At 38.8% G+C, this 24506-nt stretch carries 21 protein-coding genes and 2 pseudogenes; 8 read left to right on the top strand and 15 right to left on the bottom strand.

Annotated features, from left to right (window positions below; translation table 11 throughout):
* Positions 1-122 precede the first annotated feature (122 nt).
* Positions 123-911 (bottom strand): type I methionyl aminopeptidase, encoded by a 789-nt coding sequence (map, locus tag FD50_RS08505; RefSeq protein WP_056961146.1) that lies wholly within the window; start codon positions 909-911, stop codon positions 123-125.
* A gap of 173 nt (positions 912-1084) precedes the next feature.
* On the opposite strand from map, the gene FD50_RS08500 reads away from it, so the two are divergent.
* The 3 genes from FD50_RS08500 to FD50_RS08490 all read left to right on the top strand — a co-directional run bounded on the left by FD50_RS08500 (position 1085) and on the right by FD50_RS08490 (position 5460).
* Complete coding sequence (locus tag FD50_RS08500; protein ID WP_054758109.1) at positions 1085-1546, top strand: flavodoxin; 462 nt, start codon at positions 1085-1087, stop codon at positions 1544-1546.
* Positions 1547-1593: 47 nt separating this feature from the next.
* Positions 1594-2526 (top strand): glycosyltransferase family 2 protein, encoded by a 933-nt coding sequence (locus FD50_RS08495; protein WP_056961145.1) that lies wholly within the window; start codon positions 1594-1596, stop codon positions 2524-2526.
* Positions 2527-2610: 84 nt separating this feature from the next.
* Positions 2611-5460 (top strand): YfhO family protein, encoded by a 2850-nt coding sequence (locus tag FD50_RS08490; protein ID WP_056961144.1) that lies wholly within the window; start codon positions 2611-2613, stop codon positions 5458-5460.
* Between the two features lie 469 nt (positions 5461-5929).
* On the opposite strand, the gene FD50_RS08485 is transcribed toward FD50_RS08490, so the two are convergent.
* The 6 genes and pseudogenes from FD50_RS08485 to FD50_RS08465 form a co-directional block, all read right to left on the bottom strand.
* Positions 5930-7711 carry an ABC transporter ATP-binding protein gene (locus FD50_RS08485; protein ID WP_056961143.1) on the bottom strand — a complete coding sequence of 594 codons (1782 nt, stop codon included), beginning with the start codon at positions 7709-7711 and terminating at the stop codon, positions 5930-5932.
* A 9-nt stretch (positions 7712-7720) separates the two neighbouring features.
* Positions 7721-9442 carry an ABC transporter ATP-binding protein gene (locus tag FD50_RS08480; protein WP_056961142.1) on the bottom strand — a complete coding sequence of 574 codons (1722 nt, stop codon included), beginning with the start codon at positions 9440-9442 and terminating at the stop codon, positions 7721-7723.
* An 83-nt stretch (positions 9443-9525) separates the two neighbouring features.
* On the bottom strand, positions 9526-10227 hold the full coding sequence (locus tag FD50_RS08475; RefSeq protein ID WP_054756304.1) for a LiaF transmembrane domain-containing protein: 702 nt from the start codon (positions 10225-10227) through the stop codon (positions 9526-9528).
* A 5-nt stretch (positions 10228-10232) separates the two neighbouring features.
* Positions 10233-10676, bottom strand: a complete 444-nt coding sequence (locus FD50_RS08470; protein ID WP_056961141.1) for a LytTR family DNA-binding domain-containing protein — start codon at positions 10674-10676, stop codon at positions 10233-10235.
* A 166-nt stretch (positions 10677-10842) separates the two neighbouring features.
* Positions 10843-11303 (bottom strand): annotated as a pseudogene (locus FD50_RS12545) (DDE-type integrase/transposase/recombinase).
* A 157-nt stretch (positions 11304-11460) separates the two neighbouring features.
* A complete protein-coding gene (locus tag FD50_RS08465; protein ID WP_056961140.1) occupies positions 11461-12810 on the bottom strand; it encodes an MFS transporter in 1350 nt (449 codons plus the stop codon).
* A 240-nt stretch (positions 12811-13050) separates the two neighbouring features.
* Between FD50_RS08465 and FD50_RS08460 the strand changes: the two genes are divergently transcribed.
* On the top strand, positions 13051-13530 hold the full coding sequence (locus FD50_RS08460; RefSeq protein ID WP_056961139.1) for a helix-turn-helix domain-containing protein: 480 nt from the start codon (positions 13051-13053) through the stop codon (positions 13528-13530).
* A gap of 27 nt (positions 13531-13557) precedes the next feature.
* Complete coding sequence (locus FD50_RS12825; RefSeq protein ID WP_054756294.1) at positions 13558-13746, top strand: hypothetical protein; 189 nt, start codon at positions 13558-13560, stop codon at positions 13744-13746.
* Here the strand turns inward: FD50_RS12825 and FD50_RS12540 are convergent.
* Positions 13682-14045: pseudogene (locus FD50_RS12540) on the bottom strand (DDE-type integrase/transposase/recombinase); the annotation flags it as partial. The gene FD50_RS12825 and the pseudogene FD50_RS12540 sit on opposite strands and share 65 nt — an antisense overlap.
* Positions 14046-14340: 295 nt before the next feature.
* On the opposite strand from FD50_RS12540, the gene FD50_RS08450 reads away from it, so the two are divergent.
* The 3 genes from FD50_RS08450 to FD50_RS08440 all read left to right on the top strand — a co-directional run bounded on the left by FD50_RS08450 (position 14341) and on the right by FD50_RS08440 (position 17790).
* On the top strand, positions 14341-15648 hold the full coding sequence (locus FD50_RS08450; protein WP_056961138.1) for a GntP family permease: 1308 nt from the start codon (positions 14341-14343) through the stop codon (positions 15646-15648).
* 25 nt (positions 15649-15673) lie between these two features.
* Positions 15674-16816 carry a glycerate kinase family protein gene (locus FD50_RS08445; RefSeq protein ID WP_056961137.1) on the top strand — a complete coding sequence of 381 codons (1143 nt, stop codon included), beginning with the start codon at positions 15674-15676 and terminating at the stop codon, positions 16814-16816.
* A 134-nt stretch (positions 16817-16950) separates the two neighbouring features.
* Complete coding sequence (locus FD50_RS08440; protein WP_056961136.1) at positions 16951-17790, top strand: YitT family protein; 840 nt, start codon at positions 16951-16953, stop codon at positions 17788-17790.
* Between the two features lie 22 nt (positions 17791-17812).
* Here FD50_RS08440 and FD50_RS08435 read toward each other — a convergent pair whose 3' ends face one another.
* From FD50_RS08435 to FD50_RS08405, 7 genes are all read right to left on the bottom strand, one after another.
* The gene (locus FD50_RS08435) at positions 17813-19942 is read right to left on the bottom strand and encodes a methyl-accepting chemotaxis protein (protein ID WP_056961135.1); all 2130 of its coding nucleotides are present in this window, start codon (positions 19940-19942) and stop codon (positions 17813-17815) included.
* 200 nt (positions 19943-20142) lie between these two features.
* Entirely contained in the window at positions 20143-20514 is a 372-nt protein-coding gene (locus tag FD50_RS08430; RefSeq protein ID WP_267476079.1) for a PTS glucitol/sorbitol transporter subunit IIA, read from the bottom strand.
* A 22-nt stretch (positions 20515-20536) separates the two neighbouring features.
* Positions 20537-21562, bottom strand: coding sequence for a PTS glucitol/sorbitol transporter subunit IIB (gene srlE / locus FD50_RS08425; RefSeq protein ID WP_056961134.1), 1026 nt, complete (start codon positions 21560-21562; stop codon positions 20537-20539).
* Between the two features lie 26 nt (positions 21563-21588).
* Positions 21589-22137 (bottom strand): PTS glucitol/sorbitol transporter subunit IIC, encoded by a 549-nt coding sequence (gene srlA, locus FD50_RS08420; protein WP_054756285.1) that lies wholly within the window; start codon positions 22135-22137, stop codon positions 21589-21591.
* A gap of 19 nt (positions 22138-22156) precedes the next feature.
* Complete coding sequence (locus FD50_RS08415) at positions 22157-22639, bottom strand: transcriptional regulator GutM (RefSeq protein ID WP_056961133.1); 483 nt, start codon at positions 22637-22639, stop codon at positions 22157-22159.
* On the bottom strand, positions 22640-23326 hold the full coding sequence (locus FD50_RS08410; protein WP_056961132.1) for a PTS sugar transporter subunit IIA: 687 nt from the start codon (positions 23324-23326) through the stop codon (positions 22640-22642).
* Between the two features lie 45 nt (positions 23327-23371).
* On the bottom strand, positions 23372-24499 hold the full coding sequence (locus FD50_RS08405) for a BglG family transcription antiterminator (protein ID WP_054756282.1): 1128 nt from the start codon (positions 24497-24499) through the stop codon (positions 23372-23374).
* Between the last annotated feature and the right edge of the window lie 7 nt (positions 24500-24506).

The following is a 24506-nucleotide window of genomic DNA, read 5'->3' as shown; positions in this document are numbered from 1 at the left end:
TATAGCACCAGTCTTCTAGATGATAAACAGCTAAAGCTGCATTCTAGCAGCATGGGCATACTTTTGGTGAAAAATTAAAAAAATATCTTAACACCAGTTACATTTTATGAATAAAGTCGGCTTTAATCAAGTAAATATTTTTTATCCTGCTCTGGATCCTGCGATGTCAAAATTTTAGGCCCCGCAGTCGTAATCACGAGAGTATGTTCATACTGGCACGAAAAGCCGCCATCTGCAGTCCTGGCCGTCCAACCGTTAGGATCATCCATAACTGCTTTCCAAGTCCCTGTATTAATCATCGGTTCGATTGTAATCGTCATTCCGGGACGCAAACGCAGACCTTTTCCTGCTTGACCATAGTGAGGCACATTAGGGCTTTCATGCATCGTCGGTCCAATTCCATGTCCAATAAACTCGCGAACATCACCATAATCGTTAACTTCTTCGGTGTAATGCTGAATTGCAGCTCCAATATCGCCAATTCGATTGCCCACCTGAGCCTGATCAATGCCCAAATAGAGCGCTTCTTTTGTGACTTTCATTAAGCGCTCTATTTCTGGGGTTACCTTTCCGACCGCATAGCTCCAGCACGAGTCACTCATCGCACCATGATAATTCACAACTGTATCAACTTTAACTAAGTCCCCATCCTTCAAAATCAAGTCTTTGCGGGGAAAACCATGACAAATTTCATCATTCACACTGACACAGGTTGCGTATTTGTAACCTTCAAATCCAATTTGTTCCGGAATTGCATCGTGTTCTTTAAAAAACTTACGCGCAAATTTTTCAATTTCCCAACTTGAAATTCCTGGTTTAATAATCTTTCTCAAGCCCAAGTGCATTCCTGCAAGAATTGCCCCTGACCTTTCCATCTCACGAATTTCTCGCGGTGACTTTAATGTAATCATTATCGATAGCTGCCTCCAATTTAATTTACTCTTTTATTATAACCTAAAAATTCGTTATTGGCAGCGGCACATTTAGTGTTACACAAACAAGCCCTTAAATGTTGTTTTCAGTATTTACCGATTATCTGCTATAATGAGGCACAGCAGATAGTTGAAAGAAGGTAGTTTACTTAATGACAAAAGCTAAAGTTGTATTTGCTTCGATCACCGGAAATAATGAAGATGTTGCCGATATTGTCTCAGAGGCCCTCGAAAATAAGGGCGTTGAGGTCGATACGGAAGAAATTTCCCAGTGCGATGCTTCTGATTTTGAAGATGTCGATATCTGTATTGTGACTCCTTATACTTACGATGAGGGCGCTCTTCCAGATGAAGGAATGGACTTTTTTGAAGATCTTCAAGAACTCGACCTAACTGGCAAAGTCTTTGGAGTTGCTGGGTCAGGTGACACTTTTTACGGTGAATACTATTGTGTTGCCGTTGATCAATTTGAAGAAGCATTCAAACAGACTGGCGCTACAAAAGGTGCTGCAAGCGTAAAGATCAATCTTGCCCCGGACACTGCTGAGGATCTTGCCAGCTTAGAAAAATTCGTTGACGCCTTAATCGCATCAGCCGCAAAGAAGAAGCAGTAACAGCTGCCTTATTCGTCAAATACTTTCATAGATGGAGTGACTTAAAAATGAGCAGCAAATTGTCAATCATTGTCCCTTGTTACAACGAGGAAGAATCGATTCCACTTTTTTATCCTGAAGTTGAAAAAACAAAAGAGAAAATGCCGGATGTTGAATTTGAATACTGGTTTATCAATGATGGTTCCTCAGATAATACCTTACAGGAATTGCGTAATTTGCACGCACAGGATCCACAACACGTCCATTTCGTCTCCTTTTCACGTAATTTTGGTAAAGAAGCTGGACTTTTTTGCGGGTTACAACGTGCAACTGGCGATTATGTCGTAGTAATGGACGTTGATTTACAAGATCCACCTGAACTTTTACCCAAGATGCATCAACTTTTGAGTGAAGGCGAATACGATTGTATCGGCACACGCCGCGCAGATCGCGCGGGTGAACCCCCGATTCGTTCCTTTTTTGCACATCTCTTTTACAAATTGATCAATCGCATCTCAGACACTACTATCGTGGATGGAGCACGTGATTTTCGGATGATGACTCGGCAGATGATTGACGCAATTCTAGCAGTTAAGGAATACAACCGTTTTTCAAAGGGCGTGTTCAGCTGGGTCGGTTTCAAAACAAAATATCTTGAGTATCCGAATAAAGAACGAACTGCTGGTACGACCAGCTGGAGTTTTTGGAATTTGTTGCAATATTCGATTGATGGCATTGTAGCCTTCTCAGATGTGCCCCTGAATATCGCGGCTTTCACCGGACTTTTTTCCTTTATTGGCGCCGGCATCGCAATTATTTGGATTATCATTCGTGCCATTCTCTTCGGTGACCCCACTAGCGGCTGGCCTTCACTAGTTTGCATCATTTTGTTTGTTAGTGGTATCCAGCTCTTTTGCCTTGGTATCGTAGGCAAATATATTGGAAAAATTTTTCTGGAAGTCAAGCACCGTCCGCTTTACATTGTTAAAGAAGAAAAATAACAACTTCTTAAAATTTGTCCCCTGCCTTCGCAACTTTCAAGGAATTAATGTACAATACTTGAGAGTAGGCAGGAGGCTTTTTTTGTGCAATTTTCTTTTGATAAAAAAAATAATTTTAACCTTTATCTGCAGTATACTGCAGTTTTTTTCGTGGTAGCACTCTTTGTTTATGGTACATATCTGGCTACCGGACATTCATTAATCTGGCGTTTGGATGGGGCGCAACAGCATTTGCCGCTCCTAAGCGAATTTCGAAAAACACTTCTTTCCATGCTTAATCATCCGACCACTCCACTTCCGCAATGGTCTTGGAAACTAGGGCTAGGGGGAGATCTTTTTCAAATTAATTCTTATTATATCATTGGTGATCTCTTCAACTATTTAATCCTATTATTTCCAGCCACAAAAGTTGGTCTGGGTTACCAAGTTCTGATTGTTCTGCGGCTTTATTGTGCCGGGCTTTCATTTTGCTACTTTGCAGCTCACTTTAAATTTCATAACCAAGTCATCATCAGTGGTAGTCTTGTTTATCTTTTTAATGCTTTTTTGCTCTACTCAAATATTGCCCAACCCTTTTTCACACTCCCTTTCATCTTGTTTCCACTATTAATTCTGTGTGTCGAACGTGTCTTACAGGGCTACTCAAACCTACCACTAACTTTGATGTTCAGTTGGATGCTGTTTAACAACTTTTACTTTGCCTACATCTTAGGCATTGGAACCTTTATCTTTTTAATTTTACGTTACTTCTTTTACTATCGCCATCAGGGCATCTTTAAAAAAACAGTTTTAAAGTTGGGCAGCAGTACGCTTTTGAGCCTCCTGTTAACCGCTGTTTTATTACTCCCTGAAATTTATGCCGTCTTTAACTCCACGCGCAGTTCAGGTTCTTTTGCAAATGGTTTAAAATTATACCCACTCTATTATTATCTTGCGCTTCCTTCCCAGTTAATTAACGGTGGTAATCGTGATTTTTACTTCTGGAGTGCACTCGGTTTTGCAAGTCTGAGTTTCTTTGCATTGCTTTATATCATTGCAAAACATCGCAATTATCCAATTTTGAGCACAAGTTTTATCCTAGGGGGAATTATGCTGTTATTTCCTGCCTGTGGTGCTTTTTTTAACGGAATGACCTCGCCTTCCAATCGCTGGACACTGTTACTGGTGCTGCCACTTGCGCTTGCAACCTGTGTGCTGATTAATCATATTAAGCTAATCTCACCTCGAATGCTGCGGGCATTTACATTTTGCCTTCTAGGCTACAGTTTGTTGCTCTTAATCAATTATTTCTTTCAGAATAACGAAAAATTATTTATCCCGGTGATCTTCCTTTTTATTAGCTATGGCCTGATTGTCTTTTATCGAACTTCGAAAAACCGTCACTGGCAATTAATATTTATGCTCCTGCTAATCTCAAATACCGCACTCAATGCCGTTTACTTTGCAGCACCTTACAACGGAGGTTACTCAAACGAGATGCTGCCACAAAAAGCCTTCGAAAAATGGACCGCTTTACGCTATGCCGGCTTAGATCGTCAATTAAAACCACACAATCAATACCGAGTTTCAACTATTAGTCAAAATTACAGTCTGGGTGCAGGAATTCACATGTACAATACCCAACCTAGCAAGCTTAATTCAATCAGCTCCTATTACTCATTGCAAAATAAAAATATTGGGAACTTTGCAAGCAGTATGCATAATTCTCAATTTGAAGCTAATATTCCGCTTGGGCAAATGGACGACCGTACTATTTTAAACAACTTCTTAGGAGTCCGGTATCTCTTCGTTCAAGCTAACCAGCCTAACGATACTAAGATCCCTGCCGGTTATACTTTAGACAAAGCTGCAACCAGAAATCTTGATGCTAATCAACATTCAACAAACGATCAACAAACACTGCGTTATCGTACCAAGTATGCTTTTCCATTACTTTATTGGCAAAATACCGTCATCAGCGCGCATACCTATCGTCACCTTTCAGCCTCTGAAAAGGAACGGGCACTTGCTAGCGGTGTTTATCTTGGCAACCACAGCAGTAAAGGATACCAGCATGCGACCTTAGCCAAGAATGTTGTAACTGTTCCTTACACTATTATTTCGAGCCGTGGCAATCTAATCTCTACGCAAAAAATTACCCGTGAAGATCGTGCTGAAACTTACACCATTATCTTGAAAAATCCTGAAAAATACCGCAATAGCGAATTGCATTTAGATTTTGAGAACTTGGACTACACTCCATTTTCACTTAAAAAGCAGTTACAATTGGATGTTTCGCACGAAACAACTTCAAATTCAGGTTTACTCTCACTCAATCAACGGTTGAGCTATTATAGCTATTTGCGTGCACACGTGCTTAAGGGAACACCTGACAAGAGCTATTCTTTGAGTGTTTCTTCCAGTAAAGGAACTGAGAAAATCACACAGCCTAACCAAGATGAACTTTCTTTTTATAAAACTGTCAATTATGGTTTAATGAATCTCGGCTTCTTTTCACAGCTGCCTGCTTCTTTGACAATTTCTCCGTCAAAATTGGGGACATATCGATTTAAGTTGAAGATCACAGCAACCCAAATCGATAACCAGTATTTTAAAGAAGTTAAGCAACTGCAAAAACAGCGTCTCAAGCAGCTTAAATTCACAGCTAATCATCTAAGCGGGACAATTACGACGAAAACAAAGGGAATTCTAACTTCGTCGATTCCTTACTCAAAAGGCTGGAGTGCGCGTGTCGATGGCCGCACAGTTAAACCCTATCAGACCAATACCGGCTTCTTAGGAATTCCCTTAAAAGCTGGCAGCCATCAAGTCGAGTTTTCCTATCGGACCCCAGGCTTGCGATTAGGTGCAAAAATTAGTCTTTTCGGCTTGTTCTGTTTCCTAGCAGCAATTGGTTGGCAACTTTTAGTCAGACGATGGCAACTTAACAACTGATTAAGGGGAACACTGCCTAGTGTATAAAAATAAAGGGGGCTGTGACAAAATTTAACTTTTGTCACGGTCCCTCTTTTATTCCGGATAAACGTGTTCCATAAGTCAAAATCTTCCGTCTGACTTTCCAATTACTCATAGCAAAGTACTCGCTATGTTCGTAATTTCGAGTTAGTACTCAAATTTTCCCGACTTATGTCACACTCTCCTTTATTTTGTACGTAATCAAGTCCGGGTTACCTTGTAACTCAGACCTTAGTCCACGGAGACTAAACGCTGTTTGTCGGCACTTCTTTCTTAACATGCTCCACCCAGCAATCTCCTGTGACTAAGTCTGCCTTACGCGTAACCAAGTCCGGGTTACCTTGTAACTCAGGCCTTAGTCCACGGAGACTAAACGCTGTTTGTCGGCACTTCTTTCTTAATGTGCTCGAACTCTAAGCCTTAAAACCTAACACCTTTTTGCACACTTTTATTCAAATACCATCTGGTTAGTGTAAAGATTATAATAAAAGCCCTTTTGTGTTAACAACTGTTCATGCTTACCTTGTTCAATGACTTGACCGTCTTTTAAAACAATAATTTGATCGGCCCCAACAATCGTTTTTAAACGATGTGCAATTACAAAACTTGTTCGTCCAGCAATCACATTATCCATTGCCAGCTTGATTTTTTCTTCTGTAACCATATCAACATTTGAAGTCGCCTCATCAAGAATTAAAAAGGCTGGGTCGGTTAATAATGTGCGTGCAATGCTCAGTAACTGTTTTTGACCAACCGATAAAACAGAATTTTCATCATCGACCTTTGTCTGATAACCATCTGGCAAACTTTCAATATAATCATGAATATGAGCCTGTTTTGCCGCCGCAATCATTTGTTGATCAGTGGCATTTGGCTTTCCAAATTTGATATTGTCGGCTATTGTACCAGTAAATAAAATTGAGTCCTGTAAAACAATCCCAATATTTTGCCGTAAAGAAAATAATGAGAACTCACGTGTATCCTGACCATCAAAGAGAACTTTTCCAGAAGTCACATCATAGAAACGGTTCAATAAGTTCATAACTGTTGTCTTTCCCGAGCCGGTAGGGCCAACCAGCGCAATCATCTTACCCTTTTCAACCTTGATATTGATTCCATGCAAGATTTCTTTGTCAGGATCATATCCGAAATGTACGTCTTGAAGCTCAACGCCTTCCCTAATCTCCTTAAGCTCACTGCCATTTGCATTCCGTTCTTCTTCAGGTTGCTTAAGCACATGTGCCAACCGCTTAGCACCTGTCAATGCAAGCTGAATCATTGAGTACATCGATGTGATCTGTGTAATTGGTTGAAAATATTGTTGTGAATATTGTACAAAAGTAACTATTAAACCGATGCCAACAGCTTTTCCAAGATCGCCACTGACCACCATCCAAGAACCATACGCAATTACAATTGCAAGGTTTAACAATGAGAGACCTTGCATCACTGGAAAGAGTAATCCTGAATATAGTTGTCCTTTGAAAGTTGCATGGCGTACACGTTCATTCAAGACATTAAATTCCGCAACAGACTTTTTTTGAAGTCCATTTGTAATAATAATTTTTTGTCCGTTAATTTGTTCATTGATATAGCCATTGAGGCCACTGATTTCATCTTGTTGCTTATCAATATAGAAACGTGCCTTTCTAATGATAATATAGGCAATCAAGATGACAAACGGCGTGGAAGCCACAGTTGCAAACGCCAATTTAACGTTCAACGAGAACATAATCCACAAGACACCGATATACAAAATTATTTGTGAAATCAATTCGAAAACAGCCTGGTTCATTGCATTGAAAATATTATCCAAATCAGACGTAAAAAGTGACAGGATTTTCCCGTCCTGATGACTATCAAAATACCGCACCGTCATTTTTTGTAGCTTCTTGAAAAGCCCACGTTGCATATTATTCGTTGAATAACCATTAATATAAGAAATCCACAGACTTGAAATCAACATCGTAACTACCGTTAAAATGAAGAAAATCAAAATTAACCAGATCGCATTATGAAAACTTGAAAGTGACGCATGCGGACGTGTGAGTGGATTGCTATACGCAATTAAATAACGGCTTAAAGCTGTAATTGCTTTTCCTAAATAAATCGGTGCTTCAATCTGTGCCCAGGTTGACAGCACTGTTAGTCCGACAACAAACACCAAACCTTTCCAGTATGGCTGTAAATAATGTTTAAAATACCCCAATGAATCTTTTAACCCTTTCATTTGGCATGCTCACCCCTTTTTTGTTTTAGATAATTGCGCCGCATAAATTTCGCGATATATTTGTGAATCTTGGAGCAGTTGACTATGTGTTCCACTCCCAACTAACTTGCCTTGATCTAGAACTAAGATCTGATCAGCTTTGATAACTGAAGAAATTTTTTCAGCAATCATGAACACCGTTGTTTGTGCAAGTTCATGTGCTAAAGCCTCTTGCACCAATTTTTCTGACTTGGCATCCAATGCAGATGTTGAATCATCCAAGATTAGAATATTGGGACGACCCACAACTCCTCGTGCAATTGACAAACGCTGCTTCTGCCCACCTGAATAATTGGAAGAGCGTTCCTCAACATGATGTGCAAATCCTTCAGTGTACTTTTCGACAAATTCAGTTGCCTGGGCTATATTTGCCGCCCAACTAAGCTCTTTTTCGGTTGCATCAGCTTTGCCCTGCTTTAAATTATCAGCAATTGAGCCTGAAAAAAGGATCGCTTTTTGTAAAACAAAGCTGACTGCTTTGCGCAATGATTTTTCATTGACCTTGCGCAAATTCTGCCCCCCAATTTCAACCTCTCCAGCTGAAGGGTCATATAAACGCGCCATTAATTGTGCTAAAGTTGATTTCCCAGAACCTGTCGAACCGACTATTCCTACGAAATTCCCAGCTTTGACCTTAAAACTGACAGCGCGTAATGCAGGTGTTTTGGCTCCAGGATAAGAAAATGTGACTTGCTTGAATTCCACACTTCCAGCCAGATCTTGAACAGGAGCCTTTGGATCAAACTGAACATCGGGTTTCGTTTTTAGGACTTCTTTTATTCTCCTTAAGGAAATCATCCCGCGTGAAGACATCGTCATTGTCATTGCCCCAATAATAATCGCAAGCATTAGTTGCATCAAATAGGAAATATATGAAGCAATCGCTGCTAATTCACCCGGGTGAGCCGTAATGCCTGTTCCGACCAAATAAACTGCCAGTAAAATCATCAAATTGGAAATTAGCATAAAACAAGGAATTAAGAGTGCAAAAAGATAACCAATCGTTAAGTTGAGTCCGCGTAGTTCACCAGCTGCTCCTGCAAACTTTTTAATTTCACTTTGTTCCTGATTAAAAGATTTAATCACTCTGATTCCCTGCATTGATTCTTTTGCAACCGAGTTCAAATTGTCCACCCATTTCTGGAAACGCATGAAAAGGTTACTCATGCGCGAAAAAACCAGACTGGTAAGTCCCAGAACCAAGACAACCATTAAAAGTTCGATCCACCACAAACGTGGAATTGTCAAAATTCCTAAAATAAACGCCCCTAAAAATAAAATTGGTAAACGTAATAATTGTGTTAGAAGCATCATTACCAAGTTCAAAACCTGATTAATATCGTTAATCAGACGTACTACTAGGCTGCCTGCAGAAAAACGCTCAATGTTTCCAAATGAGAAGGTCTGAATCTTCTGATAAGTCTGTGCCCGTAAATCAGTAGCAACTGCCTGTGCAACTTTAGCCGCAAAAAAGGTACTTGCAATCCCCGCTGCAATTCCGATTAGCGCTAAAACAATTAGTTGTATGCCATAAACAAGCACACGTTCTTTTCGATCAGCAATAATTGCATTCATAATATCCTGCAAAAGCCGCGGCTGCCATAACGAACTTGCTGCTAAAATAACGACTGCGATCACCGCGCCGATAATCATGCCAACATTTTGCTTAAAATGCGGTTTTAAAATATCCATCTCTACTCTTCTCCTAAACTTATTTTTCTAAATACTCCATTTTTCAATTCTCTTAGAATACTCTTAATCTTTCACTAAATTTTTCAAAAAATATAGTTAATTTCAAGCCCCGAAAGATTCAAGTCGCCCTTAAGATACACGCGTGGTCGTGCAGTTTCTGCAACAGTCACACCGCCACCTTTTTCTTCAATTCCACTTAAAACAGGTTCAACTTGCACTATAATATCCCAAGTTTTAGGTACATAAAGTTCAATTCCACTAAGTGACCCATGAATATTAATGACTGCAGAATCACCTTTAATCAGCGTATCATCGAAATAAACTTTCAAACTGGCCATTGAAGCCGTGATTGCTGCTTCTTTAAAATCCTCAGATCTAACATAGCGAATTGTAGACACCATTTTAGCATCAATTTTTACTTGTGCTGAACTCGCTTTACCTGAAGAAGGAGTGGTCAAACGCAAGTGATTAAGATGAATGAAGCGAGCATGAAAAAGAAGTGACAACCCGACTGAAATAAAAACTGCTGCACCTAAAATTGTCCATGGCACTAGCTGTGTAATTCCAAGTTGTTTGGCATAGACAATTAGTAAAAAGGCCACCGAAAACACAATCACCGGGATGTTGAAATGAACCAGTCCTTCAACTAAACCTGCAATAAAGAACACGGTAAAAATAATACTCCAAAATCCAAGACTTCCTCCTAGCCATCCAACTTTGCTTGCAATTAAAAGTAATCCGCACAACAGGAAAAAAACTCCCCAAAACCATCTTTGCCGTTTCATCATACTTACTCCCTTTCTTCAAGTCGCTGCTTGAGTTCTTTATAATATTTCCGCGACACATAAACTTGTTTATATGAATTTTGAAAACACACCAAGTAACTCGAGATTGAATGTGTTAATGAAAAAATTTTCTCCGTATTCAAAATCGTGGATTTAGAAACACGCATAAACATCTGGGGTAAAAGTTCTTCCAATTCATATAAACGATAATGCGTTGTATAACTTTGTTCGGCAGTATGGGCACTGATTTGACGACCATCAGTCTCAAAAAAGAGAATTTCAGTAACACTCAGATAATATTCAGTTGTCGCCGCATAAAGTTTTAACGTTTGCAGCTTGGTCTTTTTTTGCAGTAGCTGATAGATTTCATGAGCTTTATTATCTGACGGAGCATGGATAATAACCTCTGTATCATCAAGGCTGCGATTAATTTCAACTCTGATTTTCATAATTATTCCTTCCGTACTTTTAGTAGAACATAGCTTTGTTTTATAGTAAACCAAAATTGCACAAGTGGCCGAATTTCGTGCCTATCAGGTACAAGCTAAATTTTATGGTTCCGGTGCAAAAATAATAAAGAAACCTGTTTATCACATTTTGACAGTCATTACTATACTAGTTTGCTACTAATTCGGTTAACGATTGTAATGCCGAAAAACCAAAGATATTAGGCTCTCTTTGGCTTGTTTTATGTAGCTGATGCATGACTTCAATCCCACTTAGGGTTTTTAAAGCCGTTCGTAGCGATTGAAAGTCACTTGATTTTACCAAGACATGTTTAATTAGCCGATGATCTTGTTCAATCAAATTATTACGATATTTAGAGCACGGGTGATTCTCCGTTGGCAATAATCCATCCTTAACCACTTGTTTAATGGCTTTTAACGTTCCGCCATAATAATTTGAATAGTGGCCCGTGATGGTGAACCCAGCACATAATGGTTGTATGATGAATGGTAACGGTCACGTAATATTTCAACAATATCACGATAGCTCAATGAAAATCTGAAATAGCAGCCAACGGCTACCAAAATAATGTCTTTCTGGAAATGCCGCTCTTTAAAATAATTTTTCATCATAACTACCTCGCTTTTTAGGCTAGTTATACTCGAAATAGAGTTGTCTGAAAATTTTTGCACCAGAACCTAATATAGATTTTTGACTATTGTCCCAGCCTCTTTTGATTTTACATTTAATCATTTTTTTGTAACACCCTTATGTTAAAGTGTACTTTCAAATTTGTTTTTTATTTCGAATAAATTCATATAAATAAAAAATAAAAGTAATGAAAGTCAAGAATGCTAACATTAGATAAAGAACTCCAATACTATAAAATAAGGCTCTTGCCTGAGCCAAGATACTGGTGGCTAATAAAATACCAATGACCTGTCCAAGATTTCGCACCAATGAATTTAAACTGCCTGCTACTCCCAAATATTCAACTTCAATTGCTGACATAATCAACGTATTGTTTGCTGGCTGATAAAAGGCCTGACCAAGTGCTAGTACGACAATACCTAAAATGATACCAACAAGACTTACAGAATGTGAAGTGATGCTCAAGATTATAAAGCCTATTAACAGTATAATTGAACCAATTAAAGCAATTGTTGTTCCTCTAAAATGATCAACTAATCTACCAGCCATTGGAGCCAGAAAAAACATAATAATTGATTGGATCATCATGATATATCCCGTTGTCGCAGCAGACATCTTTAAAACATTTTGAAAGAAGAAGGGCAATGAAATAATTGATGCGCTTAAACAAAGGAATGATAGCAAAGCACAAATAATATTTGTAGTAAAACTTCTGTTTTTTAATATATTAAAGTTAAATAATGGGTCAATTGTATATTTTTCAAATTTTACAAATAGTATTCCTAACAAGAAACAAGCGATACCAAAGCCCAGCCATAAAGCGATAGAAAAATCATATTTGGGGGCAAGTTCAAAAAAGGTAAAAATCATTAACATTAAAACCATGGCGAGTAAACTTCCAAAGTAATCTAGTTTAATTTCACTTTTAATATTTTCGCTTGGTAGTTTCCAACACGTCAACGCAAAACAAATAATTCCCAAAGGAACATTAATAAAAAATATCCAGTGCCACGGGAGGTAAGAAACAATAAGGCCGCCCAATGGTGACCCTAGCATTGTGCCAAGTGCAACTGCAGATGCAAGACTTCCTAGAGCCTTACCACGGTTTTCAAAGGGAAAGGTTTCAGTGATAATTCCTTGGTTATTCGCCATGTAAGCAGAAGCACCTATTCCTTGAATAATGCGTCCAAAGACGATCAAATTAAAATTAGTACTCAAAAAACAAATTAATGATCCGATAGTGAATATCAAAATACCAAATTTAAATACTTTTATTTTTCCCTTTATGTCGCCTAAACGCCCAAAAACAAGCATTAATATGCAAATTGTAATTATATAACTGGTCACAATTAATTGTACTTGGCTTAACGGAGCAGACATTTTTTTTGAAATTGTGGGAAGTGCGATATTTACGATATTAGAACTTAAGCATGAGAGAAACGTCATTAAAATAACGATCCACAATGTAATTTTTTTATTTTTCAAAAAAGATTCCCCCGGAATGTATTTTATTATTCAACCAGGTATTATACACTTATTTAAGATAACATTCCATGGGAATCTTTTTAACACTTATAATGTTTCTAGGTTATCAATTCTTTAATTGATTCATTTAATTATCCAATTGTGTGATGATTACTGTTTTAACAATTTAAACGATTTTTTTGAAATTGATATTATATCCTTGTAAGAACACTATATAAATTACTTTAGGGGGCGATATTTATGGAGAATTCAAATGAATTACTTAGTATCATCAACCAGCTATTTACTCAATTCGATTGGAATAAAAGGATGGACTATTTAGCAAATCAGCTTCCAAATGATAATAATATTCATTTAAAACATGCCATTTTACATTTGTCAGAGAAACATCTCATAATACTTCATGAACTAGATCAGTCAAGCAACATAAACGCTGTGACAATTAATCAGAATGTTAAATTACTTCAAGGAACGCTTTCAAAAAATTTATTACGCCTGCAAAAATTTAACCTAATTGAAAAAAAGGTGAATCCTGAAAGCAAAAGAGAAAGGTTATATTCTTTAACGATGCTTGGTAAAAAAATAGTTGCAGCCGATAATCAATTGAATAGAAATTTAATTAAAAAAAGAAAAAAAGTAATTTCTAAGTACAACAATGAAGAAATCCAGGCATTTATCAAAATGTTAAAAGAGTTTCAGCTGAATAATCTTTACAAGTAAATTAATGTGTAAAATGAGGAAAAGTGTATGAAATCAATTAAGACTTCCAGAATTAAACTGGCTGTTATTCCAACGGTTCCGGTGCAAAATAATAAAGAAACCTGTTTACCACATTTTGACAGTCATTACTATACTAGTTTGCTACTAATTCGGTTAACGATTGTAATGCCGTTCGTAGCGATTGAAAGTCACTTGATTTTACCAAGACATGTTTAATTAGCCGATGATCTTGTTCAATCAAATTATTACGATATTTAGAGCACTTGTGATTCTCCGTTGGCAATAATCCATCCTTAATCACTTGTTTAATGGCTTTTAACGTTCCGCCATAATAATTTGAATAGTGGCCCGTAATGGTGAACCCAGCGCATAATGGTTGTATGATGAATGGTAATCCCACGGTCACGTAATATTTCAACAATATCACGTAGCTCAATGAAAATCTGAAATAGCAGCCAACGGCTACCAAAATAATGTCTTTTCTGGAAATGCCGCTCTTTAAAATAATTTTTCATCATAACTACCTCGCTTTTTAGGCTAGTTATACTCGAAATAGAGTTGTCTGAAAATTTTTGCACCAGAACCAATTTTATTTCCCTAATTTTTTAAAAGTGTGAAATAATGAACTTTAAGTTTTTTTAAGGAAGATAGTTTCAGATAACCTGCTTTTTTCTTGAATAATCTTGATTTAAAAGTATTTTAAGCCATTAATAAATTTAATTTAAAAGAAAGATTGAAATTAAAACCAACTTTCTTTACAATGGTTGTTGTGCGATTTATTAATTTTTTCACAATTAATTGGAGGTTATTATGGATTCATCACTTGTTATTTCCTGGTGGGCTGCTCTATGCGGTCTAGCAGTCGCTATTATCTTAATTTTAAAGAAACTAAACCCGGTTTACTCACTGCTATTGGGTGCAATTTGCGGTTCCTTGCTGGGGGGCGCCAATCTTGTTCAAACACTCGATATTTTAATTAAAGGTTCTCAAAGTGTTATGGGCACCGTTTTACGTGTCTTGGCTGCTGGAATGCTGGCAGGTGTCATGATGGAATCCGGCGCAGCTGATACCCTTGCCCGCACAATCGTAAATAAGTTGGGGGACCATTTTGCAATTTTGGCACTGGCACTGGCAACCATGGTTATTACAGCAGTCGGTGTTTTCATTCCAGTTGCAGTTCTAATTGTGGCACCAATTGCGCTTGAAGTTGGACAAAGAATGAAAATTTCAAAATTAGCTTTACTTGTTGCCCTTTCAGGCGGTGGTAAAGCCGGTAATATCATTTCGCCCAATCCCAACACGATTGCCGCTGCAAAGGGATTTAATGTTGAACTCAGTCAAGTAATGATCGCTGATTTCATTCCGGCTCTCTTTGCCTTAGCTGTCACAATCTTAATTGCTAATTTGATCAAGCAAAAAGGTAGTCAAGTTCGTGAAGATGATCTTTTAAATCTTACTGCCGCTGGCAAAGATAAGGATTTGCCTTCTTTAGGATCAGCACTAGTCACACCCGTTGTGGCAATTGTTCTTTTATTGCTCAACCCGCTTGGATCAATTTTTCATCTGACCTTTTTAACGAGTTTCAACCTTGACGCGCTTTACGTCCTTCCTTTTGCAGCAGTCGTGGGTGCCCTTGCAATGAAACAGGGACACCAGCTGCGTAATTATGCCAAAGCCGGTGTCAGCAGAATGACTGACGTCGTCTTAATTTTGATAGGCGCAGGTGCAATTGGTGCAACCATCACTTCATCAAATTTACCTGCTGAGATCATTTCATTAATTCAGCTTTCACATATTTCCGGTGTCTTACTTGCTCCGTTATCCGGCCTGCTCATGGCTGCTGCTTCGGCTTCAACTTCAACTGGAGTAATCCTTGCAACCGGATCTTTTTCAAAAGCAATTCTTGGGTTTGGAGTCACTCCATTAGCAGCCGCTGCGATGGTCCACACTGGCGGAATCGTTTTGGATCAGCTTCCACATGGTAACTATTTTCACGTCACAGCCAATGCCATGCATATGGATCTAAAAGAACGTTCACGCGGAATCTTTTATGAATTTTTAGTAGGTGGAACTGCAATGGTGGTGGCCACAGTAATGTATGGTTTCTTACACCTTTAAAATACTTTTAATGGAGGATTAGTAAATGAAATTCGTTATCGCCCCAGATTCTTTCAAAGGAAGCCTAACAGCAAAAGAAGTCGCTGATGCAATTCAAAACGGCATTCAAAAAGTCTTCCCTACCGCTAATTTTGTTAAAGTTCCAATGGCAGATGGTGGTGAAGGAACCGTTCAATCATTAGTGGATGCCAGTCAAGGAACTTTGATCACCAAAAAAGTGACTGGTCCGCTGGGCAAGCAGGTCAATGCAACTTATGGTTTACTAGGAGATGGAAATACCGCCGTAATTGAAATGGCTGAAGCCAGTGGGATTGGATATGTCACCGAACAAACTCGTGACCCGCTCCGTGCGACTACTTTTGGCACGGGAGAACTTATCCTTGATGCACTAGATCATCAAGTTTCGAAAATCATCTTAGGGATCGGCGGCAGTGCTACAAATGATGGTGGTGCCGGAATGGCCCAAGCATTAGGGATTAAATTACTTGATGTCAATGGCCAGCCGCTTCAATTTGGTGGAGGTGCACTCCAAAAACTCCACACAATTGATCTTAGTCAACGTGACCCACGTATTGCGGCAACCAATATTTTGATTGCTTCAGACGTAGTAAACCCACTTGTAGGGCCTCAAGGTGCCTCTGCTGTCTTTGGTCCCCAAAAAGGAGCAACACCAGCCATGGTAGCACAATTAGATCACAATCTGGCACATTATGCTCGCATCGTACAAGAAGCAACCGGTAAAGACCTAGCCGCATTCCCTGGGGCTGGCGCAGCTGGTGGATTAGGTGCTGGCTTGTTAGCATTTACAAACGCCAAGCTAAAAAAGGGAATCGAAATTGTCGTGGACTACACGCATTTAAAGGAAAAAGCAGTTGATGCGGATTTCGTTTTTACTGGTGAAGGTGGTATTGACTTTCAGACACAATATGGTAAAACGCCCTTCGGAGTCGCACTTGCAACTCGAACCGTGGCCCCGAATGCTCCAGTCATTGCCTTAGCAGGTAATGTTGGTGAAAAAGTCGATGTCCTTTATCAAAAAGGAATTTTCACCGCAATTTTTGCAACTGTTTCTGGCGCCAAAAGTCTTTCCGCTGCATTTGCCGATGGGCGCGCAGACATCGCACAGACTGCGGAAAATATTGCACGCTTGATTAAAGCAACTCATTAATAAAAATAAAAACTGACAACATTTTTACTCTCAAAGGTCGTGAAAATGTTGTCAGTTTTTTAGTCTAATAATTAGAACAAAACGGTCTGGTTTGTTAAACTTAATTGTATGAGCCACGTCGAAAGGAGTTCATTATGAAAAGAAGGTTAACAAAAAATCCACTGTATCAATTAGGAATCTTACTACTTGCATTAGAAATTATTACTCTTTCAATTAACTTCTTCTACTCACCTATTAACATCGCAGCTGGAGGATCAACCGGAATTGCGATCTTATTGCATGCCTCCTTTAAAATTCCACCTGCTTTTTCAGTCCTGATTATCAATGCCCTAATGGTTATTCTTGCGGCTGTCTTTCTTGACAGACAAGTGGTCCAAAAAATCGCTTTAGGCAGTTTCTTACTTCCCCTCTTGCTTTACCTCACTCCGAGTTTCAAGATTGTCGCAGATCCTTTATTAGCTGTTATTGCAGGCGGGGCGATTTTTGCAGTTGGAATTGCAATGTTATACAGAATCAGTGCCTCAAGTGGTGGAACTACTGTCGCACCTTTGATTTTAAAAAAATATTTCCACATCAATACGGCAATCTCGTTACTTGCAATTGATTTTGTTGTCACTTTTTTCAATATTTTCGTTTCAGGTCTAAATGCCTTTTTTATGGCTGTTTTTTCACTTGTAATTACTTCTTTAGTGATGCGCTACATTGAGGCCGGCCTTGATCATAAATATCAGATCCAAATTATGAGCCAAACTAAAACTGCAGAACTTCAAGAAATGCTGCTCGCTGCAGATCAGAGTCTGACTGTTTACGATGTGCACGGGGGATACAGTGCTAATCAAAAGGAGCTCCTCTTATTAGTCGTCGATAATCAAAGCTATGGGCCTTTGTTGAGTGCCATCCACGATATTGATCCTGATGCTTTTATTATTACATCCCATGTGGTCAAGGTGCACGGTGGACGTCTTGGCATTTAGTAATTTAGTAATTGGCTTTCACTTAAACAACAAAACCTTCTACTAAATTTTGTTTTAGTTTTGCTGCAATTTTCTGTAATTCTGCGACATGCTTGGTAAATTCTTGCATCGTTGCTAAGACCTCTTCAGCATTAGTCGAAACTTCCTGTGTCCCCGCCGCATTTTCTTCAGTTGCAGCCGAAATATCAGCAAGATTAGCTGAAACCTGCTTTTGAATGTCAATGATTTTTTGGGTTAGCGTTGCAGTCGCTGCAATTCCCGCCAAAAGCTGTTCAATTGTCGTAACCACTTTGTTCGAAGAAGTGATCGCTTGTCCGATTAAATCAGTTTGTACCTCCCCACCTGCGAGCGCTTTGGCCGTACCAGCGACAACCTGTTTTGAACGTGCTTGAATACTTTCAACATTAGTTGCAATCTCTTTGGTCGATGCTTTACTTTGCTCTGCTAACTTTCTGATCTCAGTTGCTACCACAGCAAAGCCGCGCCCTGCATCTCCTGCGCTGGCTGCTTCAATTGAAGCGTTCAATGCTAGTAGATTGGTCTTGGCAGTGATTCGGTTAATTACTCCGATAATCTTATTAATATCTTGAATACTTGCATCCATCTTGTTAATGTCATGCACCTGAGTTTCAAGACTGGCTATTTGTTGCTCCCAATTTTGCTCTACTCGCGTCATTACATTGACATTTTCTTGATTAACATGCGTGGTTAATGCTGACTGGTGCTTCATCGTGGCCATCTTCCCTTCCAGTGCATTTACGACTTGAGAAAGCTGTTGGATCTGTTCTCCGCTGCGCTGCGTTTTCTTAGCCTGTTCACTGGTTGTTTGTGCAACCGCAGTAATTGTCTTGGTAACTTCTTCAGTTGCAGCGTTTGTCTGTTGTGATAATGCTACTAACGCAGCTGTTCTTTGTGAGACATTAGCTCCTTCTTTTTGAATACCTAAGATCAAAGCTCCAATTGTCATAATCATTTTGTTGTAATGAAAAATAACTTGCTGTAATTCGTTACCAGCAGCATCGCTTTTTATCAGGTGTGCAGTCAATTTTCCAACTCTTTTCTTACGTGGAACTTTATGCTCTTCTATTTTTACCAAGTGCCCGTTGCCAGCTTCTGCCAAAAAATGCACAAAGATCGCAGCGGTTATCTTTAACAAGCGCGTTACCGCCGTTGCAATTCCAATCCCGATCAGCAACACGACTAAGGCTGCAATCAAAGACTCACTTATTAAAGACATTATTTCAGGCGTTAATTCGTCCCTTTGTACCTGAGCCAACGTCCACATTTGAGCTCCATTTCCTTTAGTATAATAAATGGTTTCAACTCGTGAACCTCCTTTGGGAAGGACATTTCCCGCATTTGCTTTATTGTGTGCAATTGCCTTAAAGACTGCCATTGAACTGATATTTTTGCCTACCAGCTTGTGATCAGTTGCTGCTAGCACAATCCCTTTTTTTGAGATCAAGGTTGCAGTGCCAGTGCGTCCAATCTGCATCTGGTCCAAGTTCGCCTGAATGTCATTATAGGAAATGTTAAACGATAATACCCCAAGTTTGCCAGTTGCATCTCTGACAGCTTCGGAAACACTGGTTACATATTGTTGGCTAGTCGGATCCTTATAAGGACTACTCCAACTCAAAACTCCCTCTTTTTTCACAGCCTCTTGATACCACGTTTGCTTTGTCGGCGCATAATGCACGTCCAATTTATCGTTATTAGTCACATATTTACCGTCTGCAGTTGTAAAGATGGCATTTTTTATTACCCCGTTCTCATTCTCCGCCGCACGTATTAATGCATAAATTGCATCCAGCTTGAACTCCTCTTTAAATTCCGGTTGTTGCAGCATGCCTACAAGTGCTTTTTGTGCAGTATCATGAATTGACTGTTGTTCAGTATTGATTACCTCAACCGCTGATTTTTTGCTAGCGTTGTTACGTGAAATTAGAATATTCGTCGTATTTAAATATGAACTGAGTAACATTCCTAGAATAGAAATAAAAGCTACTGCAATAATTAACAGTGCAACATAGGTCCCGATGCTTTTCCCGCTAATCTTAAAGCGGACTTTTGAAAAAAAGTTCAGTTTGTGCTTCTTCCTTCTGAATCTTTGCCAACAACTATTCTTGAGCTTTTCTAATTTTACCCACATAAAATTGATTCTCCTTATACCAGCATAGATTTCACACTTCCACTAGCTAATATCGGTTCTTCATTAAGTGCCTTTCACTACTATCATGCCAATTTTATGTAATTTTTATGTAAATATTTCCAAACAAAAAAAGCCGGGTTACGTAACCCAACTTTTTAAGTTAATTATGTTCATTACACTTGCCTAAATTGCGGCAGATTTCATTCTTTTTCAATCATAATTTTTGAATTGACTGCAAGCACAGGATACTCATTTTTCTCAACATACAGTGTTCCCGGTAGCTTCGCCTGCTTTTCGCCTGTAAAACTAATCGCAATATGCCCTAAATTTGCAAGATTAGATTGTACTTCTTGCCCTACAGCGGTAATCCTGTACTTATTAGTATCAATCTTTAAAAACATGTCAGGTTCAATCTTTCCCTGAACAGGTTCAACGTTGATTAAATAACAAGAAGGGCGTAAGGCGTCAGGTGCTTGGTCTCCAAACAAAATCAGCATCTTAATTTCCTTGAATTCGCGTGCTTCCTCCCCAATTTCAACAACATTCGTTTCAAAAATTTTTTTCTCACTCATTAGAATTCACCCCGAGAATAGCTTATTTTCCTGAATATAATCCAAAACTTGCAAGCCATGCAATAAATACACGCGGAACACCATTAATAAAGCGACTATACAGCACAGAAGGCACTCCAACTTCAACTGTTTTAGCATCTGCTTCTGCTAAGCCTAGTCCAACTGGAATAAAATCACAGCCATTTTGGGTATTAATTGCAAATAAAGCCGGAAGAGCGTATTGCGGTGGAATATTTCCCTTGCTAATCTCAACTCCGATCAAAGTTCCGATAACTTGACCAATCACTGCTCCCGGACCCAATAATGGGGACAAAAAAGGCAAAGAGCAGATAAAACCAAGAATCATTAACCCCCAAATATTTCCCGCTAAAGGCTCCATAACACTTGCAAATAGCTTACCAATTCCGGAACCGTTAATAATGCCAATTAATAATGCAACGAAAGCCATGAACGGTATAATCGTATTAATAACCGTCTGCACGGCATCTTTAGCAGCCTGATTGAACGTTGCAACTACTCGTCCAGCTCCAATGCCAATTTTAGTAAGTAGTCCTGGATTTTGTGTCTGTTGTGTCAACGTCTGAGTACTGTCAAATTTTGTACTTTCCTGTTTTATTGGAATACTGTCTCCGTCCTCACTAGTTACAGTCGCTGCATGGTCAACTTCAGCCTCATCAGCTAACATAACTTGTGCAACAGTAACATTAGATACATAGTTACTTTCTGTCATAAATTGCGCTAATGGTCCGCTTTTCCCAGTCGGTAACACGTTAATCGTTGGAATCCCCTTTTTAGGATAAATTCCACAACGTAGCGTACCGCCACAATCGACAATCGCTAGTGCAGTTTCCTCATCTGGAATGGAGGTTTTAAAACCATTGACCGCTTCCATCCCCGTTAATTTAGCGATTTTGTCCACGATCGGTGGTTTGTTACCACCAGTTACATAAATAAATTTGTGTTTCTGTGCTGTTGGTGTGATCGTCAAGGGCCCACCCCAGCCGCCAGCTCCTTTAACAACTTTAATACTCCGATACTTTTTTGCCATTTCAATCACCCCGTCCTTTATTTTACTTAATTAATGTCGACTTGCTTAGAAAGTGTAATTCCCTGTTGCTTGCACACATAAGCCGTCGTAAAATCTGTGATCCAGCCACCAATAAAGTTCATTATTAAGCCAACGAGCAAGTAACGAATGGCTAAATCCATCGTATTCAAGCCCAACTTCTGAATTCCCTGTGCAATTCCTAGCCAAATGAAGTATTCCGAAGGGTTAATGTGTGGGAAAACTCCGTTACTTGTATGACAAAATTGTGCAATTGAAGCATACCAGCTTGGTTTATAATACTCCGGTAAAAAACGTCCCATTGAGTGCGCCATTGGGTTTCCCAGCATAAAAGCTGAAACGAATGGCAAAATCAAGTAACGCGTAATTGGATTCTTAGAAGAAGCCCGCGCTAGCTTGGCCATTTTTTTATCTCCCACAAAGGCAATAATTGCGTTCATTAGAACCAGCAATAACAAAACAACTGGAATGATAGATGACATCCATCCAATAAAAGTTTTTCCACCTGTCTGAAATAGTTTCATAAAACCGGATGCAAAATTCGTTAGATACTCCATAGTCTTCAACTCCTTTAATTTAACTGCCTAACTTCAACAAAACCTTGTTTTTAATTTCATTTAAGCGTGCCAACAGGGGCAACGAAAAGAGGTTAACAGAAGTGTTAAATGCCCCAGCTTCCATTTTTCCAGTTTGAAAATTAATATAATTCCGATAAGCATCTAGTATACATCTGCGTGTTAATCGGTCAAATCCAGCTAGATAATCATAATCCGCAGCAACTTCTTGCAGCTGTTTTTCGTGCAATCGACCAATTTTTTTGAACTTGGCAAAAACAGTAACTCCTTTCATAATACGTGCTTCCTTGATTTTGCCTGTGCCATCAAGTGCCATTAATATCAAACTGCCTGCCCTGAACTTCTTAGGATTACGCCCAATCAAGACTTTTCCTTGTTTACGTAACTCGTGATAATTTCTGGTAAAATTTTTAATTTGGAAAAAGCCGAACAAGCCTTGTAAAATAAATGCACCCGCCAGCAAAAGTCCCATAATAATCAGCATCTAAATCCCCTCCGCAATCTGTGAAAATGGCTGTGTCTGCTTGTAATTCAATAAATTGTTATACAGACCACTATGACGTGAAATTGAAAAAATGAGATCATACACCTCCGAAAGCGTCTTGCTCAAAACCGGTTCTAACTTCTTGGGAATTCCAATCAAAAAAACAAGTCTAACCTTCCTATTTTGATAGAAAGTGTCTTCATTAAAAATACCAATCGTTAATAAAATCCGCTTATGTCCTGAATCATCTACGATATGTGGAATCGAAATTCCATTTTCAAAAACATTACTTGCCTGTCTTTCTCTTTGAATCCAAGCTTTGCGGAAACTTGGATTCAACTGTCCAATGGTAATCTCTTGTTGAATCATTCTTTGCGTTTCCTGCAAATACCCTTTGCTTGCATCTAACCTCGTCACACGCAAAATACATTTTTTTTCGAGAATTGCATCTTCAACAAAAGAAATTCTGATCTTGCTGGTTAATTCTTCAGTCCTAAAAACACTATTTAAACGTACAACTGGTACTCGTTGATTCTCATAGCCTACAGGGTAACTCGAAAAAATGATCAGGTATTTCTCGTTTGACCTTTTGAGTTCTTCGATTGTATCGAAAGAATCAACCTCAACATAATCTAGAATTATTTCATTTAACTGTTGAACAATTAATTTTTTAATACTGCGACTCACTGCACCAATGATTGCTGCTTTGAAGACGACCTGCTTTCCACGACCTTATTCGAGCTCCATTTGATAATAGATTGTTAAATAGTTAACTTCACTTTTGGAAATCCTAAAAAAAGTGTAATTTTCAAAAAATGCCACTGTCGCTAGTGAAAGCTCAAGTGCTACCGGATATTTTTCAATCGCTTCATCACTTAACAAATTCTCAGCTTCTGTTTTAAAGACGACCCGATTCAACATAAAAAGCAAATGATACCTGGTTTGCAGAAAGAAATGCTGGAAATCAAGCTCAACATCGACTTTAGCTTTAATTGTTTCTTCTGCTTTGTGATAAACATCCTCAATTTGGTCTAAGTTTGCTGAAAGTAACTGTGGATCCATTTTTGCGTTGAATTTAATATTGAATGGATAACAGATAAACTGCAATTCGGTTGACGTAAATGGTTTTTGCCGAGATATCTGCTTCAAGTAAGTCCATAAGTCAGCCATTGTATCAGTGGCAAAAAGATTTTGATAGCAAGGAATTTTATCTGTCATCCGATGCCCATGGCTAATCAAGTTCAATACAATCGCTAGATTTCTTTTTACCAGAACTTGTGTTTTTTCACTTGGATCAATTTTTCCAATCAATGCGGTTAATTTTGTTTGCTCTGTCTGAACGCTTGCTTCCGGCAGCGGGTAATAATCACAGACTAAACCTGCCAGTAACAACCCATACACGTAATCCTTTTTCACAACCAATTTAATTCCCTTATTCGTTGCAGACAAGATCTCTGCTCTATATTCCGCTAAACTCGCTTTAAGGTTGCTAAGATCCTTAACTAAAGTTCCTTTGCTAATTGCAAGCTGATCTGCAAGCTCTTCAAGCACAATGTATCCATCTGCTTTGATTAGTTGATAAGTAATATATGCACACCGCTTAACTGGGTCATTCAGGTCCAATGATAATTTCAGAAAAGAGGTCTGTAAGGAAGTTAGTCGCTGGTAATCTTTGACTTTCAGATAATAGCGTCCTTGATTATTCCTGACCTCGGCTATTTCCTGCAAATTGTCATTTAAGCTGGCAATATACTTCAGCATCGTCCGCTTTGACACATGAAATTGTGCAATCAACTCTGAAAAAGATACAGAATCATTAACGATAAAATACTTCAATAACAGATATTCTCTTCCGTTCATCTCATCA

The organism is Liquorilactobacillus satsumensis DSM 16230 = JCM 12392 (assembly GCF_001435195.1).
Taxonomy (GTDB): domain Bacteria; phylum Bacillota; class Bacilli; order Lactobacillales; family Lactobacillaceae; genus Liquorilactobacillus; species Liquorilactobacillus satsumensis.
Note: the sequence above shows the minus strand (reverse complement) of the source record. Positions and strands in the feature narration are given on the sequence as shown.

Bases quoted from the DNA above. Each gene is read 5' to 3' on its own strand.
- FD50_RS08475 (WP_054756304.1), bottom strand. From the start codon at position 10,227: ATGAAACGGCAAAGATGGTTTTGGGGAGTTTTTTTCCTGTTGTGCGGA.
- FD50_RS08450 (WP_056961138.1), top strand. From the start codon at position 14,341: ATGGATTCATCACTTGTTATTTCCTGGTGGGCTGCTCTATGCGGTCTA.
- FD50_RS08435 (WP_056961135.1), bottom strand. From the start codon at position 19,942: ATGTGGGTAAAATTAGAAAAGCTCAAGAATAGTTGTTGGCAAAGATTC.
- srlA (WP_054756285.1), bottom strand. From the start codon at position 22,137: ATGGAGTATCTAACGAATTTTGCATCCGGTTTTATGAAACTATTTCAG.
- FD50_RS08485 (WP_056961143.1), bottom strand. From the start codon at position 7,711: ATGAAAGGGTTAAAAGATTCATTGGGGTATTTTAAACATTATTTACAG.
- FD50_RS08495 (WP_056961145.1), top strand. From the start codon at position 1,594: ATGAGCAGCAAATTGTCAATCATTGTCCCTTGTTACAACGAGGAAGAA.
- FD50_RS08405 (WP_054756282.1), bottom strand. From the start codon at position 24,499: ATGAACGGAAGAGAATATCTGTTATTGAAGTATTTTATCGTTAATGAT.
- FD50_RS08445 (WP_056961137.1), top strand. From the start codon at position 15,674: ATGAAATTCGTTATCGCCCCAGATTCTTTCAAAGGAAGCCTAACAGCA.
- srlE (WP_056961134.1), bottom strand. From the start codon at position 21,562: ATGGCAAAAAAGTATCGGAGTATTAAAGTTGTTAAAGGAGCTGGCGGC.
- FD50_RS08440 (WP_056961136.1), top strand. From the start codon at position 16,951: ATGAAAAGAAGGTTAACAAAAAATCCACTGTATCAATTAGGAATCTTA.
- map (WP_056961146.1), bottom strand. From the start codon at position 911: ATGATTACATTAAAGTCACCGCGAGAAATTCGTGAGATGGAAAGGTCA.
- FD50_RS08460 (WP_056961139.1), top strand. From the start codon at position 13,051: ATGGAGAATTCAAATGAATTACTTAGTATCATCAACCAGCTATTTACT.
- FD50_RS08500 (WP_054758109.1), top strand. From the start codon at position 1,085: ATGACAAAAGCTAAAGTTGTATTTGCTTCGATCACCGGAAATAATGAA.
- FD50_RS12825 (WP_054756294.1), top strand. From the start codon at position 13,558: ATGAAATCAATTAAGACTTCCAGAATTAAACTGGCTGTTATTCCAACG.
- FD50_RS08415 (WP_056961133.1), bottom strand. From the start codon at position 22,639: ATGCTGATTATTATGGGACTTTTGCTGGCGGGTGCATTTATTTTACAA.
- FD50_RS08470 (WP_056961141.1), bottom strand. From the start codon at position 10,676: ATGAAAATCAGAGTTGAAATTAATCGCAGCCTTGATGATACAGAGGTT.
- FD50_RS08430 (WP_267476079.1), bottom strand. From the start codon at position 20,514: ATGAGTGAGAAAAAAATTTTTGAAACGAATGTTGTTGAAATTGGGGAG.
- FD50_RS08480 (WP_056961142.1), bottom strand. From the start codon at position 9,442: ATGGATATTTTAAAACCGCATTTTAAGCAAAATGTTGGCATGATTATC.